This window comes from Methylobacterium sp. J-118 (assembly GCF_057836565.1).
This window is the reverse complement of sequence record NZ_JBYQFA010000001.1, coordinates 1645351-1661591: the sequence shown is the minus strand read 5'-3', so window position 1 is coordinate 1661591 and position 16241 is coordinate 1645351. Positions and strand designations below refer to the sequence as shown.

Genomic DNA, 16241 nt, shown 5'->3' with positions numbered 1-16241 from the left:
CCGTTCTCCGGCACGATGCGCGATCGGGCTGCGGCTCAGGCGGTCGCCGCCGTTCGGGCCGGACCGGGCAGCGGGATCGGCGCCGCCGGGACGGTCCGCGGACGGGCGTGCTCGCGGCAGGCGCCGAGCACCGCCGACAGCGCCTCGTTGAGCGAGGTCACCAGGAAATCCGCCGAGGTCGCCCGGCGCAGACGGTCCAGGGTGGCCGGATCGCGCTCGCGCCAGAAGCCCACGAGGATGCGCACCCCCGGCACGGCGGCCCGCGCCTGACGGACGGTGAAGCGGATCTGCGAGAGGCTCACCGGCTCCAGATAGGAGAAGCAGATCAGCGCGAGGTCGTCCGGAGCGTCGGGGCGCTCGCCGGCGCGGATCGCCGCCATCGACAGGGTCTGCGAGGCGAGCCCATGCCGGCCGAGGATCTGGCTCAGCATCAGCGTCGCCGCCTCGTCGAACGGGCCGCGGCTTGACACGCACAGGACCGGGATGTCGCTGCGCCATTGCGGCGCCAGATCCTCGCGGCCGAGGACGATGCCGGCGATCTGCCGGTCGGGCCCCACCGCGGCCAGGGCCGCGGCGGTCTCCGTGTCGGGACCGCGTCCCGATCCCCGCCGGACCCGCCGGGCGACCGGCGCGGTCCCCAGCCGATCCACCACGGTGCGGAGCGCCGCGCCGACTTCGCTCTGGCGGGCGCGGTCCAGGGTACCGCGGGACAGGTCCTCCTGCGCCAGCAGTAGGCCGGCGAGGGCGACCTCGTCGTAGTAGGTGATCAGCGCGCGCTCCTTCAGGAACTGCCAGCCCTGGTCGATCGCCTCGGCCGGATCGCCCGCCAGCATGCGCTGGTAGAAGATCTCGGGGGGCGACAAAGCGGGTTGATCGCCCAGGAGCACGTCGAGGTACCAGAGCCGCTCCACGTGCCGCCCGAGCACCACGAGGCAGACGGTGAGCGGGGTCGCCAAGACGAGGCCGATCGGCCCCCACAGGAACGTCCAGATCGTCGCCGCCAGGATGACGGCGATCGGCGACAGGCCCGTGGAATGGCCGTAGAGCAGCGGCTCGATCACGTGGCCGCAGATCGGCTCGACGATCAGGAACAGGGCCGCGGTGGCGATCACCATCGACCAGCCGGGATCGACCGCGGCCGCGAGGATCAGCGGCAGCAGGGCGCTGATCGCGGCGCCGATATAGGGCACGAACCGCAGGATCGCCGCCACCACGCCGAACAGGGTCGGGCTCGGCACGCCGATGATCCAGAGGCCGAGGCCGATCACGAGGCCGAAGGCGATGTTGAGGGCGAGCTGGGCCAGGAAGAATCGGCTGAGCCGGCTCGTGGCGTCGTCGATCGCCGCCGTGGTGCGGCGCAGGTCCCCCGAGCCGCCGGCGAGCCGGATCGCCCGGTTCCGCAGATCCTCGCGCTGGAGCAGGATGAAGATCGTGAAGATCAGGATCAGGCCGGTCGTGGCCAGCGGGTGCAGGAGGGGGCCCGCGAAGGTCTGGAGCGTGTCGACCACGCTGGCGCGGGCGGGGGTGATCTCCACGGTGAGCGGATGGGTGCGCGTCCCGGGCTCGCCGCGGACCTCCGCGGCCGGCGGCGGCTGCAGGGTCGCGCTGAGGTCCTGGACCATGTCGACGATCCGCGAGAGGCTGCCGCTCCCGGCGGTCGCGCCGCGCAGGTCCTTGATCTTCGCGCTCATGGTCTGGGTGTAGCGCGGCAGGTCGCTGGCGAGCTGCGAGGCCTCGCTGGCGATCAGGCTGCCGATCCCGAACAGGGCGCCGAACACCGTCACCACCACCAGGAGAACCGCGGCGGCGCGGGGCACGTGCAGCCGCCGGAGCATCCGGACCGCCGGCACCAGGACGAAGCTCAGGAGGATCGCCAGCGTCACCGGCACCAGGATCTCGCGACCGAGATACAGGGCCACCATCGTCGCCACGACGAGGAGGAGCGAGGCCAGCGCCACGAAGACCGGAAGGCCCTCCCGCAGGCGCTGGGCGGTGACGGGATCCTCGCTCACGGACACGCTCCAGGTACTCACGCTTCGGGTTCGGCCGCCTGTGCGGCCGCGGTGGGAACGGCTGCGGGCGCGTCCGGATCCGCCTCAGCTCGCCGCCGCGGTCTCGCCCAGGGCGGCGCTGATCTGGCTGAGCAGCTTCGAGAAATCGACGGGCTTGGGATGATAATCGTCGCAGCCGGCCTGAATCGCCTTGTCGCGGTCGCCCGACATGGCGTGGGCGGTCAGCGCGATGATCGGGATCGCCCGCGTGTCGGCCCCCGATTTGAGCGTGCGCGCGACCGACCAGCCGTCGAGGACCGGAAGGTTCATGTCGAGGAGGATGACGTCGGGCTGGCCCGAGCGCGCCTGGCGGACGCCGGCCTCGCCGTCATGGGCCAGGATCACCTCGTAGCCGCGCCGCTTGAGGCGCCGGGACAGGAAGTCCCAGATCTCTTCATGGTCTTCAACCAGCAGTATCTTCGCCATCAGAACTCGAACCCCAGGCTCGCGGCGTGCCGGCCGACATCGTAACGCGCGGCATTGCACAATCGCCCAACGCTCCTGCCGCGATTCCGGTCCCAGGAGAAGTGGGCTTCGCGCTTCGGTTGACCCGGCCCACCCGCGGCTTGAGCGTGCTACCGTGCGAATCGACAAATCCCAGGGAGGAACCCATGGCGGAGAAGCCCGATATCGAGTTCTATCATGCGCCCAACACCCGCTCGTCGGGGGTGCGCGTGCTGCTCGAGGAACTGGGCGTCCCGTACCGGTTGCACGCCCTCAACATGCGCGCCGGCGAGCATCTCGGGGATGCCTACCGCGCCATCAACCCGATGGCGAAGGTGCCGGCGGTCCGCCGCGGCGAGGCCCTGGTGACCGAGCAGGCGGCCATCTACCTCTACCTCGCCGATCTGGTCCCGGAGGCCGGCCTCGCCCCGGCCGCCACCGACCCCGCCCGGGCCACCTACCTGCGCTGGATGGTGTTCTACGGCTCCTGCTTCGAGCCCGCGCTGATCGACCGCCACCTGAATCGGGAGCCCGGCCCGCGGGCCATGTCGGCCTATGGGGACTACGCGAGCGTGATCGCCCGGGTGACCGAGGCGCTGACCCCCGGCCCGTACCTCCTCGGCGCGCGCTTCAGCGCCGCCGACATCCTGTGGGGCAGCGCGCTCGGCTGGACGATGGGCTTCGGCCTGGTCGCACCCGATCCCGTGCTGACGGCCTATGTCGAGCGCGTCCGCGGCCGCCCGGCCTTCCAGACGGTCCTGGCCGCCGACGCGCAGCTCGCGGCCGAACACGAGGCGGCCGCGCCGGCCCAGGCCTGAGCGCCGCTCACGCCGGCTCCGGCCAGAAGCCGGTGCGCGCGATCTGCGGCGCCGGCTCGGGGGCGCTCCATTGCAGGGGGACCGCCGCCCGGCGCCGCCATCCGCCCGTGACGGTGAACGACCACGCGCGCTGCGCCCCCGCCGGAGCGGCGGCTTCCGCGCCGCTCCAGTCGATCGCGGTCCGGCCCTGCAGGACCAGGAGGTCGCCGCGGGCGAAATCGAGGATCAGCAGCGCCGCCCGCGGTTCGCCGATCAGGTTGCCCAGGGTGTTGAAGTAGCGGTTGCCGGAGAAGTCCGGCACCGTCAGCACGTCGCCCCGGAGCCGCACGAAGCCCGGCCGGCCGCCCCGGTGCGAGAGGTCGGCGCCCCCATCCGCGAGGCCGTCCCGGGCGCGGCTCGCCACGAACAGCGTGTCCGTGCCCCGGATCAGCGCCGCGGCCTCCGCGTCGAGGGCGGTGAGGATCTCGACCGGCCCCACCGGGCGCCGGATCAGCTCGGCCACCCGCCGCTGGATGTATTGCGGGCAGTTGCCGAAGCTCTGGGCGACGGCGACAGTCAGCATGTTCGGATCGCGGCGGACCGCGCGGCCGTTGGCCCGGTTGCGTCGGCGCGTCGCGAAGTCGATGCCCAGGATCCCGACCTCGGCGCCGGGCACGAGGGACCGGGCCGCCGGATCGGCCGGATCGAGGGCCGCCGCGATGGCGAGATGCGTCGCGTCGGGGGCCTGCACGAAGCCGGGCGGCCCCGTCAGCACGGTGGCGACGGGCGCGCCGGCACCGTCCACGGTGCCGACGAACAGGTATGGCAGGCCGGAGAAGAACGCGCGGTGCTGCTCGGGCATGAACGGCCGGATCGCCGGGGTCTCGCCCAGGACGTGGCCGGCGCGCTCCTGGGCGAGCCGCTCGTCGGCGTGGAAGCTGGCCATGGCGCGGCTCACGCGGGTTCGGGGATCGGGGAGGCCGGCATCGGGACGAAGCCCGGCAGGGCTTCCATCCGACCGATCCAGGCGCGCACGGCCGGGTAGGGCGCGAGCGAGACGCCGCCCTCGGGCGCGTGGGCCACGTAGGAATAGCAGGCGATGTCGGCGAGCGTCGGCCGGTCGGCTGCCAGGTAGGCGCGATCGGTCAGGTGATCCTCCATAAAGCCGAGGATCCGGGCCGCGGCGGCGTGCACGGTGGCGCGCTCGCCCGGGGCGCCGAACACGACCATGAGCCGGGCCTGGGCCGGCCCCGCCCGCACCTCGCCCGCCGCGATGGAGAGCCAGCGCTGGACCTGGGCGGCGCCGAGCGGATCCCGGGGCATCCAGCCGCTGTCCGGCGCGTAGCGCGCGGCCAGGTAGATCAAGATGGCGTTGCTGTCGGGGATCACCGCCGGGCCGTCGGTCAGGACCGGGATCTGGCCCAGGGGGTTGAGGCGCCGGAACGCCGCGGCTCCGCGCTGCTCGGGGCTCGCCACCGCGACGAAGCGATAGGGAAGCCCCAGCAGGGACAGGAACAGTTCGGCGCGGTGCGAATGGCCCGACAGGCGCAGGCCGTAAAGGGTGAGATCGGGATCGGACATCGGGACGGTCTCCGCCAACGACCGGAGAGTGGCCCTTGCGCCCCGCGCCGGAAATCCCGAGACTCTGACAGTCAGACTTTCAGTTTTCGCAGCAATCGATGGATCGGCTGGACGACCTCTCCCTCTTCGTGGCGATCATCGATGCCGGGAGCCTCGCCGGCGCGGCGCGCCGTCAGCGCCGCTCCGCCGCCGCGGCGACCCGCGCCCTCGCCAGCCTCGAGGCGCGGGCCGGCACGCGCCTGGTCGAGCGGACGACCCGGCGCCTCGCGCCGACGCCGGCCGGCCTCGAACTCGCCGAGCGCGCCCGCCTGGTCCTTGCGGGCTACGCGGCGGCCGTGTCGGGGGCGTCCCCCGATGCCGTCCGCGGCCTCGTGCGGCTCACGGCACCGGTGCTGTTCGGGCGCATACACGTGGCGCCCCTGGTGTCGGGGTTCCTGGACGCCTATCCGGAGACGCAGGTCGAACTGCTGCTCGCCGACCGCAATCTCGACCTCGTGGAGGAGGGGATCGACGTCGCCGTGCGGATCGGCCAGCTCGCGGAATCGCGCCTCGTCGCGCGCCGGGTCGGACTGGTGCGCCAGATCGTGGTGGCGAGCCCGGGCTACCTCGCCGCCCGGGGCACGCCGCGCGGGCCCGCGGATCTCGGCGACCACGACACCATCCAGGGATTCGTGCGCGCGGGCCAGCGGGAATGGCGCTTCGGGGCGAACCGGGTGCGCCTCGCCCCGCGCCTGATCGTCAACGAGGTCGAGGCCGCCCTGATCGCCGCCCGGGCCGGCCGCGGCATCGCGCGGGTCCTGTCCTATCAGGCCGCCGAGGACATCGCGGCGGGGCGGCTCGTGCGTCTGCTCGCGGCCTACGAGCCGCCGCCGCTGCCGGTCCAGCTCGTGACGCCGAGCCAGGACTTCCGGCCGGCGCGGGTGAACGCCATCCTGGATTTCGCCACCGACGCGTTGCGGGCTCTGCGAGTCCTTCGACCGAACGAGGGCGAGGAATAACCCCCGGGCGCGCCGCGCATACTGACCAAAACAGATCGTCGTTACAGTCCCCGGTGTCATCGCGGCCGGACTCTTGCTGGTGGGCTTCGCGGAGCCTGAACCGGCGCGCATCCGGGCTCCGCCGGCCAGTCCGGACGGCGACCCAGCCGCGCGACGAACGGACCCAGCCCGCCCATGCGTTTGCTCACCCCGCTCCTCGCCCTCCTCGTCGCGCTTCCCCTGGCCCCACCGGCCCGGGCCGACGCGCTGACCGGCACCCTCAAGAAGATCAAGGACAGCAACCGGCTGGTGCTCGGCGTCCGCGATACCGCGACGCCGTTCAGCTACCTGGATCAGAACCAGAAGGTGGTCGGCTTCGCCGTCGACATCTGCCTCAAGATCGCCGAAGTGGTGAAGCGCGAGCTGAAGATGCCGGGCCTCGAGGTCGCGATGGAATTCGTCAATTCCTCGTCCCGCATCCCGCTGATAACCAACGGCACGATCGACCTCGAATGCGGGACCACCACCAACAACGCCGAGCGCAAGAAGCAGGTGGACTTCACCAACACCCACTTCCTGACCGCCACCCGCTTCGTCTCCAAGAAGGACCAGCACATCGCCGGCCTGGATGACCTGCGCGGCAAGACGGTCGCGTCGGTGGCCGGTTCGACCAACATCCTGATGCTGATCAAGGCCAACAACGAGCGCAGGCTCGGCATCACGGTGATCGCCGCGAAGGACGTTCCGGAGGCCTTCCTGATGGTCGAGACCGGCCGGGCGGCGGCCTTCGTCATGGACGACGTGCAGCTCAGCGTCATCGCGGCCCAGTCCAAGGACCCGTCCGCCTACGTGGTCAGCGACGAGACCCTGTCCAACCCGGAACCCTACGGGATCATGCTGCGCAGGGACGATCCGGCCTTCAAGGCGGTGGTGGACCGGGCGACCGCCGACCTCTACCGCAGCCCCGAGATCCTCACGATCTACGACCGCTGGTTCCTGAAGCCGGTGCCGCCGCGCGGCCTGACCTACAACGTGCCGCTCTCCTCGGCCCTGCGCTGGGCGTTCGCCCATCCGACCGACAATCCGGATCCGGCCTTCTACGCGCACTGATCTGTCGCGCGGCGGGGTTCCGCTCCGGCCGGGGAGATGCGATGCCGCGGGTCTGATTTGGCCCGCGTCGCGAAGCGTTCCCCATGCCCGACAGCACAGAGCCGGCTCGCGCACCAGCCGCGGCGCTCCCCGCACCGCCGGCCACGTCGATTCCGCGCCTGATCGTCGTGCTGGCCTGCGCGGGGTTCGGCAGCACCTTCGCGCTCCGTTCGGTGGAGCCCCTCGTCGGCGTGCTCGCCCGGGACCTCGCCAGCAACGCCCACACGGTGGCGCTCCTCTCCACCGCGTTCGCGCTGCCCTACGCGTTCATCCAGCCGGTGCTCGGGCCGATCGGCGACGCGCTCGGCAAGGAGCGGGTGATGAGCACCTGTCTGGCGGTGCTCGCCGTCGCCCTCACCCTGTGCAGCGTCGCCCCCGATATCGGCAGCCTGTTCGGCCTGCGGATGCTGGCCGGCGCGGCGGCCGGCGGCTGCATCCCGCTGTCCCTGGCGCTGCTCGGCGACCGCGTGCCGATGGCGAGCCGGCAGGTGGCGATCGGGCGCTTCCTAGTGGCGGTGATCCTCGGCCAGCTCTCCGGCTCGACCTTCGCGGGCCTGATCGAGGCCGCGATCGGCTGGCGCGGCGTCTTCGCGGTCACCGCCGCCGTGGCGGCCTGCGCCTGCGCGGCGACCGTGTTCGGCTTCGACCGCGCCGGCCGGGCCCCCGCCCGCCGCCCGGCCTTCGGCGAGGCGGTGCGGCGCTACCGGACGATCCTGGGCAATCCCCGGGCGCGGGTGCTGTTCTCGGCGGTGTTCATCGAGGCCATCGCGATCTTCGGCGTGTTCCCCCACCTCGCCCCGCTGATCGAGGCCCGGGGCGAGGGTGGACCGCGCGAGGCCGGCCTCGTGCTGGCGGGGTTCGCGGTCGGCGGCCTGCTCTACTCGGCGCTGGTCGGGCTGCTGGTGCGGCTCCTCGGCCTGCCGCGGATGCTCGTCGGTGGCGGCCTGATCTGCGGCGCCTCGCTCACCGTGGTCGGGCTCGCCGGCACGTGGCAGGTCGATTGCGCCGCGCTCACCGCCATGGGCCTCGGCTTCTACATGCTGCACAACACCTACCAGACCCAGGTCACCGAGGTCGCGCCCGGGGCGCGCGCCTCCGCGGTGGCGCTCCACGCCTTCTCGTTCTTCTGCGGGCAGGCGCTCGGCGTCGCGGTGCTGGGGGAGGCGCTGATCCGGCTCGGCCAGTTCGGGGCGCTCTTCGGATGTGCGGTGACCATCCTGGCGCTGGGGATCGGCACGGCCCTCGCCCTGCGGCAGAAGCCGGTGCCGGTGGCGTTCCCGGGATGACCCGGCTTCAGGGCCGCTGCAACGCCAGGGCCTTGAGGTCGAAGGCCGGATCTTCCGCCTGATCCGGGGTCAGCGGCGTGCCGGCGGCGAGGAGGCGCCGGGCGATCATGTGGTCGCCCGCCCGGTCGACCGATTCCACCGCGCTCAAGGCCCCGTCGCGGAAGCGGAACACCGAGAAGGCGGGTCCGGAGCCGCGGATCACGCTGGCGTCGGAGGGCCCCGACAGGCCGGCGATCTGCAGCTTGTGCGGGCCCTGGTCGCTCCAGAACCAGGGCAGCGCCCCGTAGGCCGCGGGCTTTCCGGTGAGCCGGGCCGCGAGGCAGCGGCCCTGGTCGATGGCGTTCTGGACGGATTCGATCCGCACCGTGCCGTCCGGCGTGAGGCCGCGGGCGAAGGGGCTGGGGAAGCGGGCGCAATCGCCGATCGCCGAGATGGCGGGATCGGGCGTCGCCAGGAAGGCATCGACCTGGACGCCGTCCTCGGCCGGCAGACCCGCCTCCGCGGCGAGTTCGCGGTTCGCCAGCACGCCGATGCCGATCAGGACGAGGTCGGCGGGAAGTTCACGGCCGTCCGCCAGGCCGATTCCGGCAACGCGGCCGGCGCGCCCGAGGATCGCGGTGACGCCGGCCCCGAAGGCGAAGCGCACGCCCATCGCCTCGTGGGCGGCGCGGAAGAAAGCTCCCATCTCCGGCGAGACCGCCCGGGCCATGGGCCGCCCCGCCGCCTCGATCACCGTCACCGGGAGATCGCGCGCGGCCGCGACGGCGGCGAATTCCAGCCCGATGAACCCGGCGCCGACCACGACGATCGCCCGGGCCGCTTCGATCTCTGCCTTGAGGGAATCGGCATCCGCGAGGCCGCGCAGCTGGTGCACGCCGGCGAGTTCCGCCCCGGGGACCGGCAGGGGCCGGTTGCGCGCGCCTGTGGCGAGCACGAGATGGTCGTAGGCGAGGCTGTCCCCGTCCGACAGGCGCAGGCGGCGCTCCGCCCGGTCGATCGCGACGGCGCGGATTCCCGGCCGGTGGGCGATGGCGTGCTCGGCGAAGAAGCCGGGCTGGCGCAGGAACAGGCCCGCCTGGTCGGTCTTGCCGGCGAGGTAGGCCTTGGACAGGGGCGGCCGCTGGTAGGGGAGGGCGGTCTCGTCGCCCACCAGGGTGATCGGCTCCCGGAACCCGCCCTCCCGCAGGGAGGCGGCGAGCTGGAAGCCGGCCTGGCCCGCCCCCGCGACGACGATTCCGGCCGCGCTCACGCCTTGGCCCCCGCCAGGGCCAGGCCGCTCTGCGCGACGCCGGGCAGGCTGCGCGCGCCGTCGGACATCAGGTAGGACCAGACCGCGGAGGCCGCCGGCCCCAGGACCTTGTCGGCCCGGCGGACCGCGTACCAGTCGCGGCGGATCGGCAGGCCGTTCACGTGGAGGAGGACGAGGCGCCCGCTGTCCAGCTCGGCCGCCACCGAGTGCACCGACAGCAGGGCGATGCCCAGTCCGGCCATCACCGCCTGCTTGATGGTCTCGTTCGAGCCGGTGTCGATCTCCAGGGGCGCCCGCTTGACCAGCACGCCGCTCATGAACTCCTCGAACACCATGCGGGTGCCGGATCCCTCCTCGCGCAGGAAGAACGGCTGGTCGGCGAGATCCTCCCGGTCGAGGCCGCTCCGCCCGGCGAGCGGATGGTCGGGGGCGGCGATCAGCACGATCGGGTGCGGGCCGAAGGTGGCGGCCTCGATCGGGAAGTCCCGGGGCGGGCGGCCCATCAGGGCGAAGTCGATCTCGTAGCCGCGCAGGGCCTCCACGGTCTGGCCGCGGTTGCGCACCGACAGGCTGATCTCGACGCCGGGATGCTTCTTCACGAAGCCGGCGATCACCTGGGGCGCGAAGTACTTGGCGGTGGAGACGACGCCGAGCGCCACGCGCCCGCCCTCGGCGCCGCGCAGGGTCCGCAGCCGGTCCGTGCAGGTCTCCAGAACCGTGTTGATGCTGTCGATGGCCCAGAGCATCTCGCGGCCGGCATCGGTCGGCTTGAGGCCGCCGGGGGTCCGGTCGAACAGCAGGAGCCCGGCCTCTTCCTCGAGCTGGCGGATGCGCGCGTAGAGGGCGGCCGAGGTGACGTTCAGTTCCTGCGCCGCCCGGGTCATGGTGCCGAGCCGGGCCACCGCCGCCACCGCCTGGAGCTGCTTGAGGGAGAGGTTGCGCATGGCGGAGGTCTCGTATTTTTTGTGCTTTGACACAAGATCGCGCAGAAATCTTGAACGCCGGGCCGGCGGTCCCTTCGATCCGGCGCCCGGGACCGCTATCGTGACGGCGGTGCGGCCGCTACAGAACCCGCGCGGACGCGCGATCCCGGCAGGCGGGATCCGACCAGGAAGGATAGGCCGATGGCAATCTCAGCGGCGATCGGAACGCCCCTCGATGCCTGCCTGGCGCAGGCCGTGGAGGCCGACCCGGCGCTGAAGGATGCCGCCGCGGTGATCGCCGCGGTGGCGCGTTCGGCGGTGGAGATCAGCGAGCGGATCGGGCGCGGGGCGCTCGGCGGCGACCTCGCGGCGGCGGGCGATCACAACAGCGACGGCGACGTCCAGAAGGCGCTCGACGTCATCGCCCACGAAAGCGTGACGGCGGCCCTGCGGGGCGCCCCGGTCGCCGAGGTCGCCTCCGAGGAGGCCGAGGCGGTGATGCGGCTGAACCCGGACGCGCCGCTGGCCGTGGCCATCGACCCGCTCGACGGCTCGTCCAACATCGGCGTCAACATGGCGGTGGGGATGATCTTCGGCATCCGCCCGTCGATCAAGGACCCGGCCAACCCGCTCGCCTCGTTCACGACGCCCGGCACGGCGCAGATCGCGGCCGGCTTCGTGACCTACGGCCCGGCCACCGCGCTGATCCTGACCCTGGGCGACGGCACCCAATCCTACGTCCTCGACCGCGCCGAGGGCCGGTTCCGCCTGACCAACCCGGCCATGGCGGTCCCGGCCTCCACGAAGGAATTCGCCATCAACGCCTCGAATGCCCGGCACTGGGACGCCCCGGTGAAGGCTTATATCGAGGATTGCCAGCGCGGCACCGAGGGCCCGCGCGACAAGGACTACAACATGCGCTGGCTCGCCTCCCTGGTGGCCGACATCCAGCGCGTGCTGACCCGGGGCGGCGTGTTCCTGTATCCGGGCGACGCAAGGAAGAACTACGCCCGCGGCCGCCTGCGGCTGCTCTACGAGGTCGCTCCCGTGGCGATGCTGGTCGAGCAGGCCGGCGGCGCCGCGACCGACGGGCAGACCCGCATCCTTGATCTCGTGGCCACCGGCATCCACGACCGCGCGCCGCTGGTCTGCGGCACCCCCGAGGAAGTCACCTGCGTGGCCGCCTATTACGCCGGCGGCAAGCCCGATGCCGGCCGCTCGCCGCTGTTCGGCCAGCGCGGATTGATGCGGTCGTAGACGCAACGCGAAGTCCAACACCATGTCGGCGCGGCACCCCATCATCTCGGTGACCGGCTCCTCCGGGGCCGGCACCACGTCGGTGCGCAACACCTTCGAGCAGATCTTTCGCCGGGAGGACGTGCGGGCGGTGTTCATCGAGGGCGACGGCTTCCACGCCTTCGACCGCGACACGATGCGGGCCATGATGGCGCGCGAGCCGACCCTGTCCCACTTCGCGCCCCGGGCGAACCTGCTGCCGGAGCTGGAAGCGGTGTTCCGCAGCTACGCCGAGTCCGGGACCGGCCGGACCCGCCACTACGCCCACGATCCGCACGACGCCGAGGCCTACGGCATCCCCGAGGGCAGTTTTTCGGATTGGGAGGCGTTCCCGCCGGATTCCGACCTGCTGTTCTACGAGGGCTTGCACGGCTGCGTCGCCGACCCGGATGTCGACATCGCCCGCTACGCCGATCTGAAGATCGGCGTTGTGCCGGTGATCAACCTGGAGTGGATCCAGAAGCTGCACCGGGACCGCTCGTTCCGCGGCTATTCCACCGAGGCGGTCACCGACGTGATCCTGCGGCGGATGCCCGATTACGTGCAGACCATCTGCCCGCAATTCTCGTTCACCGACATCAACTTCCAGCGGGTGCCGACGGTCGACACCTCGAACCCGTTCATCGCCCGCTGGATCCCCACCGCCGACGAGTCGATGGTGGTGATCCGTTTCAAGGATCCGAAGGGGATCGACTTCTCGTATCTCGTCTCCATGATCCACGACAGCTTCATGAGCCGGGCCAATTCCATCGTGATCCCGGGCGGCAAGCTGGATCTCGCCATGCAGCTGATCCTGACGCCGATGATCATGCAGCTGGTCGAACGCCGCAGACGTCTGGCCTGAGCCGATCCCGAGAGTTGCCCATGCTCACACCCGTTATCGCCCCCTCGATCCTCTCGGCGGATTTCTCGAAGCTCGCCGAGGAGACCCGCGCCGTGGACGCGGCCGGGGCCGACTGGATCCACCTCGACGTGATGGACGGGCACTTCGTGCCCAACATCACCTTCGGGCCCCCGGTGGTGAAGGCGCTGCGCCCGCACACGGAAAAGTTCTTCGACGTGCACCTGATGATCGCCCCGGCCGACCCGTATCTCGCGGCCTTCGCGCAGGCCGGCGCCGACGGCATCACGGTCCATGCCGAGGCCGGGCCGCATATCCACCGCTCGCTCCAGACCATCCGCGATCTCGGCAAGCGCGCCGGCGTGGCGATCAATCCCGGGACCCCGGCCGCGATGGTCGAGCCGGTGCTCGACCTCGTGGACCTCGTGCTGGTGATGACCGTCAACCCCGGCTTCGGCGGCCAGAGCTTCCTGAAGAGCAGCATGGACTCCGTGGCCCGGGTGCGGGCGATGGTGGCGGGGCGCGACATCCGCATCCAGGTCGATGGCGGCATCGACCCCGAGACCGTCCGGGCCGCGAGCCGGGCGGGCGCCGACACGTTCGTCGCCGGCAACGCCGTGTTCAGCGGCGGCCCGGACGCCTACGCGGAGCGCATCGCGGCGATCCGGGCCGGCGCGGAGGGCGCCTCCGGCCGCGATCTGTCGTGCTGAGGGCGCTGATCTTCGACGTCGACGGCACGCTGGCCGAGACCGAGGACCTGCACCGGCAGGCGTTCAACCGCGCCTTCGGGGAACTCGGCCTGGCCTGGCACTGGGATGCGGCGCTCTACGCCGAGCTGCTCACCGTCATGGGCGGCAAGGAGCGCCTCGCCCATTACATCGCGACGCGGCGCCCGGCGGAGCTCGCCGCGCTGCAGGCGCTGGCGCCGGAGATCCACGCCCGCAAGACCGTCGCGTATGGCGACCTCGTGGTGGAGAGCCGGCTGCCGCTGCGCCCCGGCGTTGCCCGGCTCGTCGCCGAGGCCCGGGCGGCGGGGATTCGGCTCGGCGTGGCCACAACCACCAGCCGGCCGAACGTCGATCGGTTGCTGAGCGTGAACTTCCCGCCCGGCGCCGCACCCTTCGACGTGATCGCGGCCGGCGACGCGGCGGAGCGGAAGAAGCCCGCCCCCGACATCTTCCTCCTGGCGCTCGCCGGCCTCGATGTCGCGGCCACGGAGGCCGTGGCCTTCGAGGATTCCGCGGCCGGCATCGCATCGGCCCGCGCCGCCGGCCTGCCCGTCCTGGCGACCCGGAGCCGCTACACCGACAGCCACCGGCTCGACGGCGCCTTCTCGGCGGTCTCGGATCTCGGGGAGCCGGGGCACCCGCACCGGCACCTCGCCGGCGTGGAATGGCCGGGTGGCGTGGTCGACCTCGCCGGCCTGATCCAGTGGCACGAAGCCCTGCGGGATCAGAGCGCCGCGCTCCAGGCGATGGGCACCAGCCGGTAGCCCGGCCCGTCGCGCTCGACATGACCGAGCGACGGGAAGGGGAAGTGGTAGCCCACCACGAGGGCCTTCTCGGCCGCGGCCATGTCGTAGAAGCGATGGCGCGTCGCCTGCGCCTGATCGGCATCGTAATCGTACATCACGTGCCAGTCCGGGTGCTGCAAGAAGAAAGCCGGGATGTTGGTCACGTCGGACTGGACCAGCAGGCGGTCCGATCCGGACGCGACCGCGAAGGCGGTGTGGCCCGGCGTGTGCCCGGGGGCGGCCAGCGCCGTGATCCCGGGCGCCACCTCCTCGCCCCACGCGAAGGTGCCGATCCGGTCTCTCAGGTCGCCGAGCACCCTGCGGGTATTGGCGAAGTAGGCCTGTGTCACCGGATCGGCGGCCTGGGCCATGGTGGCGTCGCTCATCCAGAACGACCAGTCGGGCGCGGCGGCCCGGATCTCGGCCTTCGGGAAGGTGAGCGCCCCGTCCGCTGTCTTCAGTCCGTTGGTGTGATCGGGATGGAGATGCGAGAGCAGCACGAGGTCGATGTCCTCGGGCTCGATCCCGGCCGCCGCGAGGTTCGCCGTGAGGCGACCGACCGGTGCGCCCTGAACCTGACCGTTGCCGGTATCGATCAGGATCAGCTTCGAGCCGGTATTGATCAGCGTCGGGTTGAACGGCACCGTCACTTGGCCCGGCGGCATGTAAGCCGCCTGGGCGGCCCCGAGTGCCTCGTCCCGGGGGATATTGCGCACGAAGCGATCCGGCATCGGGAAGCTTCGGGTACCGTCGTTGAGGATCGTGATCTCGCAGGTGCCGAGACGGGTCCGGTAGAAGCCCGGTGCCTGCTTCCCGCCGAGGGCGGCCGCGGCGCCGGCGCGACCGCCAAGACCGAGGACCGCACCCCCGGCGAGCACACCCCGCACAAGGTCACGACGGGTCGATGCTGGCATCAGATCCTCCCGGAAGCGCCGGACTGTAGGGGGTGAAACACGCCGCATTCGGCAAGCCTATCGGACTTCCGATGCCGCGCGGAAGTCCCACGGGGCGGGCTGATCACCGTCCGCCCGATCGACGCATCGCGCGCCCTTCGCTACGCCCCTGCGCCTCGGTGGCGAACAGCATCGTGCCGGCGACGACACCCAGCGCCGCCGCGATCCCGAGCTTCAGCCAGCGCGGATCGGCCGCCGCGACGTGGGCGGTCGAGCGCGCGTCGAAGCGGCCATGCGCCCCGGGATCGGTGTCGACCGGATCGTAGAGATTGTCGGGGCGGTTCTTCTGGGCCTGCACGCTGGTCATCTCCCCGCGATAGCCGTGCCGGGCGAGGTATCCGTCGATCCAGCCCGGGATCAGCATGTTTCCGACGATCGCCTTCCAGGCCGAGGCGCCGATCCACAATTCCCGCGGCGCGTCGTGGGCCGCCCGGAACACGTGGCGGGCGATCGCCTCGGGCTGGTAGATCGGCGGCACCGGTTCGAGCTTGCGGGGGAGCCGGGAACGCGCCCAGTCGAATTGCGGCGTGTTCACCGCCGGCAGCTGCACCATCGTCAGACGCACCCGGCTGCCGTCGTGAAGCAGCTCGCTGCGGAGCGCGTCGACGAAGCCGCGCACGGCGGCCTTGGCGGCGCAGTAGCTCGCCTGGAGCGGGATCGAGCGGTAGGCGAGCGCCGAGCCGATATGCACGATCGTGCCCCGGTCGCGCGGCACCATGTGCCGGAGCGCCGCCAGGGTGCCGTGCACCTGCCCGAGATAGGTGACCTCCGTGGCCCTGCGGAATTCCTCCGGGCTCGTCTCCTGCACCGGTGCGTAGACCGTCACCATCGCGTTGTTGACCCAGACGTCGATGCGCCCGAACGTCTCGGCCAATTCGTCGGCGGCCTGTGCGACGGCGTCGGCATCGGCCACGTCGGCCGCGAAGGCCAGCGCTTGGCCGCCGGCCCGCTCCACGTCCCGGATCGTGCCCCGGAGTCCGGCCTCGCCCCGGGCGATGAGCCCGACATTCCAGCCGTGCCGGGCGAATTCATGCGCCACCGCCCGGCCGACGCCGGCGCTCGCGCCCGTCACCATCACGGTCGGTCTTGTGCTGTTCCGGTGCGCCATCGGGATTCCAGGTCGGGGATTGCCTGCGCCAACGCCCGTCCGCGGAAATCTTTCCGCCTCCACGCCCTTGCGC

General features: G+C 72.0%; 16 protein-coding genes. 8 read left to right on the top strand and 8 right to left on the bottom strand.

Features of this window, described 5'->3' with window-relative positions:
* Positions 1 to 35: 35 nt before the first annotated feature.
* Both AC3IF3_RS08015 and AC3IF3_RS08010 read right to left on the bottom strand, forming a co-directional pair.
* On the bottom strand, positions 36 to 2012 hold the full coding sequence (locus AC3IF3_RS08015; protein WP_489228151.1) for an AI-2E family transporter: 1977 nt from the start codon (positions 2010 to 2012) through the stop codon (positions 36 to 38).
* 84 nt (positions 2013 to 2096) lie between these two features.
* Entirely contained in the window at positions 2097 to 2477 is a 381-nt protein-coding gene (locus tag AC3IF3_RS08010) for a response regulator (RefSeq protein ID WP_243965372.1), read from the bottom strand.
* 185 nt (positions 2478 to 2662) lie between these two features.
* Here AC3IF3_RS08010 and AC3IF3_RS08005 point away from each other — a divergent pair, with 185 nt between their 5' ends.
* The gene (locus AC3IF3_RS08005; RefSeq protein WP_489228149.1) at positions 2663 to 3313 is read left to right on the top strand and encodes a glutathione S-transferase family protein; all 651 of its coding nucleotides are present in this window, start codon (positions 2663 to 2665) and stop codon (positions 3311 to 3313) included.
* Between the two features lie 7 nt (positions 3314 to 3320).
* Here AC3IF3_RS08005 and AC3IF3_RS08000 read toward each other — a convergent pair whose 3' ends face one another.
* Positions 3321 to 4238: a pyridoxamine 5'-phosphate oxidase family protein gene (locus AC3IF3_RS08000; protein WP_489228147.1), complete on the bottom strand. Its 918-nt coding sequence runs from the start codon at positions 4236 to 4238 to the stop codon at positions 3321 to 3323.
* 8 nt (positions 4239 to 4246) lie between these two features.
* Complete coding sequence (locus AC3IF3_RS07995; protein WP_489215069.1) at positions 4247 to 4873, bottom strand: glutathione S-transferase family protein; 627 nt, start codon at positions 4871 to 4873, stop codon at positions 4247 to 4249.
* Positions 4874 to 4971: 98 nt separating this feature from the next.
* On the opposite strand from AC3IF3_RS07995, the gene AC3IF3_RS07990 reads away from it, so the two are divergent.
* The 3 genes from AC3IF3_RS07990 (at position 4972) to AC3IF3_RS07980 (ending at position 8285) form a co-directional block, all read left to right on the top strand.
* Complete coding sequence (locus AC3IF3_RS07990; RefSeq protein ID WP_489228146.1) at positions 4972 to 5871, top strand: LysR family transcriptional regulator; 900 nt, start codon at positions 4972 to 4974, stop codon at positions 5869 to 5871.
* Between the two features lie 174 nt (positions 5872 to 6045).
* Positions 6046 to 6960 carry an amino acid ABC transporter substrate-binding protein gene (locus AC3IF3_RS07985; RefSeq protein WP_489228144.1) on the top strand — a complete coding sequence of 305 codons (915 nt, stop codon included), beginning with the start codon at positions 6046 to 6048 and terminating at the stop codon, positions 6958 to 6960.
* Positions 6961 to 7043: 83 nt separating this feature from the next.
* Positions 7044 to 8285 carry an MFS transporter gene (locus AC3IF3_RS07980; RefSeq protein WP_489228143.1) on the top strand — a complete coding sequence of 414 codons (1242 nt, stop codon included), beginning with the start codon at positions 7044 to 7046 and terminating at the stop codon, positions 8283 to 8285.
* Positions 8286 to 8292: 7 nt separating this feature from the next.
* On the opposite strand, the gene AC3IF3_RS07975 is transcribed toward AC3IF3_RS07980, so the two are convergent.
* Positions 8293 to 9534, bottom strand: a complete 1242-nt coding sequence (locus AC3IF3_RS07975; protein ID WP_489228141.1) for an NAD(P)/FAD-dependent oxidoreductase — start codon at positions 9532 to 9534, stop codon at positions 8293 to 8295.
* Entirely contained in the window at positions 9531 to 10478 is a 948-nt protein-coding gene (locus AC3IF3_RS07970; protein WP_489228140.1) for a LysR family transcriptional regulator, read from the bottom strand. The genes AC3IF3_RS07975 and AC3IF3_RS07970 overlap by 4 nt, the downstream gene beginning before the upstream one ends.
* A gap of 180 nt (positions 10479 to 10658) precedes the next feature.
* Between AC3IF3_RS07970 and AC3IF3_RS07965 the strand changes: the two genes are divergently transcribed.
* From AC3IF3_RS07965 to AC3IF3_RS07950, 4 genes are read left to right on the top strand one after another with little or no spacing between them, the layout of a single operon-like run.
* The gene (locus AC3IF3_RS07965) at positions 10659 to 11714 is read left to right on the top strand and encodes a class 1 fructose-bisphosphatase (protein ID WP_489228139.1); all 1056 of its coding nucleotides are present in this window, start codon (positions 10659 to 10661) and stop codon (positions 11712 to 11714) included.
* Between the two features lie 22 nt (positions 11715 to 11736).
* Entirely contained in the window at positions 11737 to 12597 is an 861-nt protein-coding gene (locus AC3IF3_RS07960; RefSeq protein ID WP_243964734.1) for a phosphoribulokinase, read from the top strand.
* A 20-nt stretch (positions 12598 to 12617) separates the two neighbouring features.
* A complete protein-coding gene (rpe, locus tag AC3IF3_RS07955; protein WP_489215058.1) occupies positions 12618 to 13304 on the top strand; it encodes a ribulose-phosphate 3-epimerase in 687 nt (228 codons plus the stop codon).
* Positions 13298 to 14086 (top strand): HAD-IA family hydrolase, encoded by a 789-nt coding sequence (locus tag AC3IF3_RS07950; RefSeq protein WP_489228138.1) that lies wholly within the window; start codon positions 13298 to 13300, stop codon positions 14084 to 14086. The genes rpe and AC3IF3_RS07950 overlap by 7 nt, the downstream gene beginning before the upstream one ends.
* On the opposite strand, the gene AC3IF3_RS07945 is transcribed toward AC3IF3_RS07950, so the two are convergent.
* Positions 14047 to 15021, bottom strand: a complete 975-nt coding sequence (locus AC3IF3_RS07945; RefSeq protein WP_489228136.1) for an MBL fold metallo-hydrolase — start codon at positions 15019 to 15021, stop codon at positions 14047 to 14049. The genes AC3IF3_RS07950 and AC3IF3_RS07945 overlap by 40 nt on opposite strands.
* Before the next feature lie 103 nt (positions 15022 to 15124).
* A complete protein-coding gene (locus AC3IF3_RS07940; RefSeq protein ID WP_489215051.1) occupies positions 15125 to 16168 on the bottom strand; it encodes an SDR family oxidoreductase in 1044 nt (347 codons plus the stop codon).
* Positions 16169 to 16241: the final 73 nt, after the last annotated feature.

Coding starts and splice junctions, on each gene's coding strand:
- AC3IF3_RS07940 (WP_489215051.1), bottom strand. CDS start 16,168: ATGGCGCACCGGAACAGCACAAGACCGACCGTGATGGTGACGGGCGCG.
- AC3IF3_RS08010 (WP_243965372.1), bottom strand. CDS start 2,477: ATGGCGAAGATACTGCTGGTTGAAGACCATGAAGAGATCTGGGACTTC.
- AC3IF3_RS07990 (WP_489228146.1), top strand. CDS start 4,972: ATGGATCGGCTGGACGACCTCTCCCTCTTCGTGGCGATCATCGATGCC.
- AC3IF3_RS08005 (WP_489228149.1), top strand. CDS start 2,663: ATGGCGGAGAAGCCCGATATCGAGTTCTATCATGCGCCCAACACCCGC.
- AC3IF3_RS08000 (WP_489228147.1), bottom strand. CDS start 4,238: ATGGCCAGCTTCCACGCCGACGAGCGGCTCGCCCAGGAGCGCGCCGGC.
- AC3IF3_RS07965 (WP_489228139.1), top strand. CDS start 10,659: ATGGCAATCTCAGCGGCGATCGGAACGCCCCTCGATGCCTGCCTGGCG.
- AC3IF3_RS07970 (WP_489228140.1), bottom strand. CDS start 10,478: ATGCGCAACCTCTCCCTCAAGCAGCTCCAGGCGGTGGCGGCGGTGGCC.
- AC3IF3_RS07960 (WP_243964734.1), top strand. CDS start 11,737: ATGTCGGCGCGGCACCCCATCATCTCGGTGACCGGCTCCTCCGGGGCC.
- AC3IF3_RS07985 (WP_489228144.1), top strand. CDS start 6,046: ATGCGTTTGCTCACCCCGCTCCTCGCCCTCCTCGTCGCGCTTCCCCTG.
- AC3IF3_RS07945 (WP_489228136.1), bottom strand. CDS start 15,021: ATGCCAGCATCGACCCGTCGTGACCTTGTGCGGGGTGTGCTCGCCGGG.
- rpe (WP_489215058.1), top strand. CDS start 12,618: ATGCTCACACCCGTTATCGCCCCCTCGATCCTCTCGGCGGATTTCTCG.
- AC3IF3_RS07995 (WP_489215069.1), bottom strand. CDS start 4,873: ATGTCCGATCCCGATCTCACCCTTTACGGCCTGCGCCTGTCGGGCCAT.
- AC3IF3_RS07980 (WP_489228143.1), top strand. CDS start 7,044: ATGCCCGACAGCACAGAGCCGGCTCGCGCACCAGCCGCGGCGCTCCCC.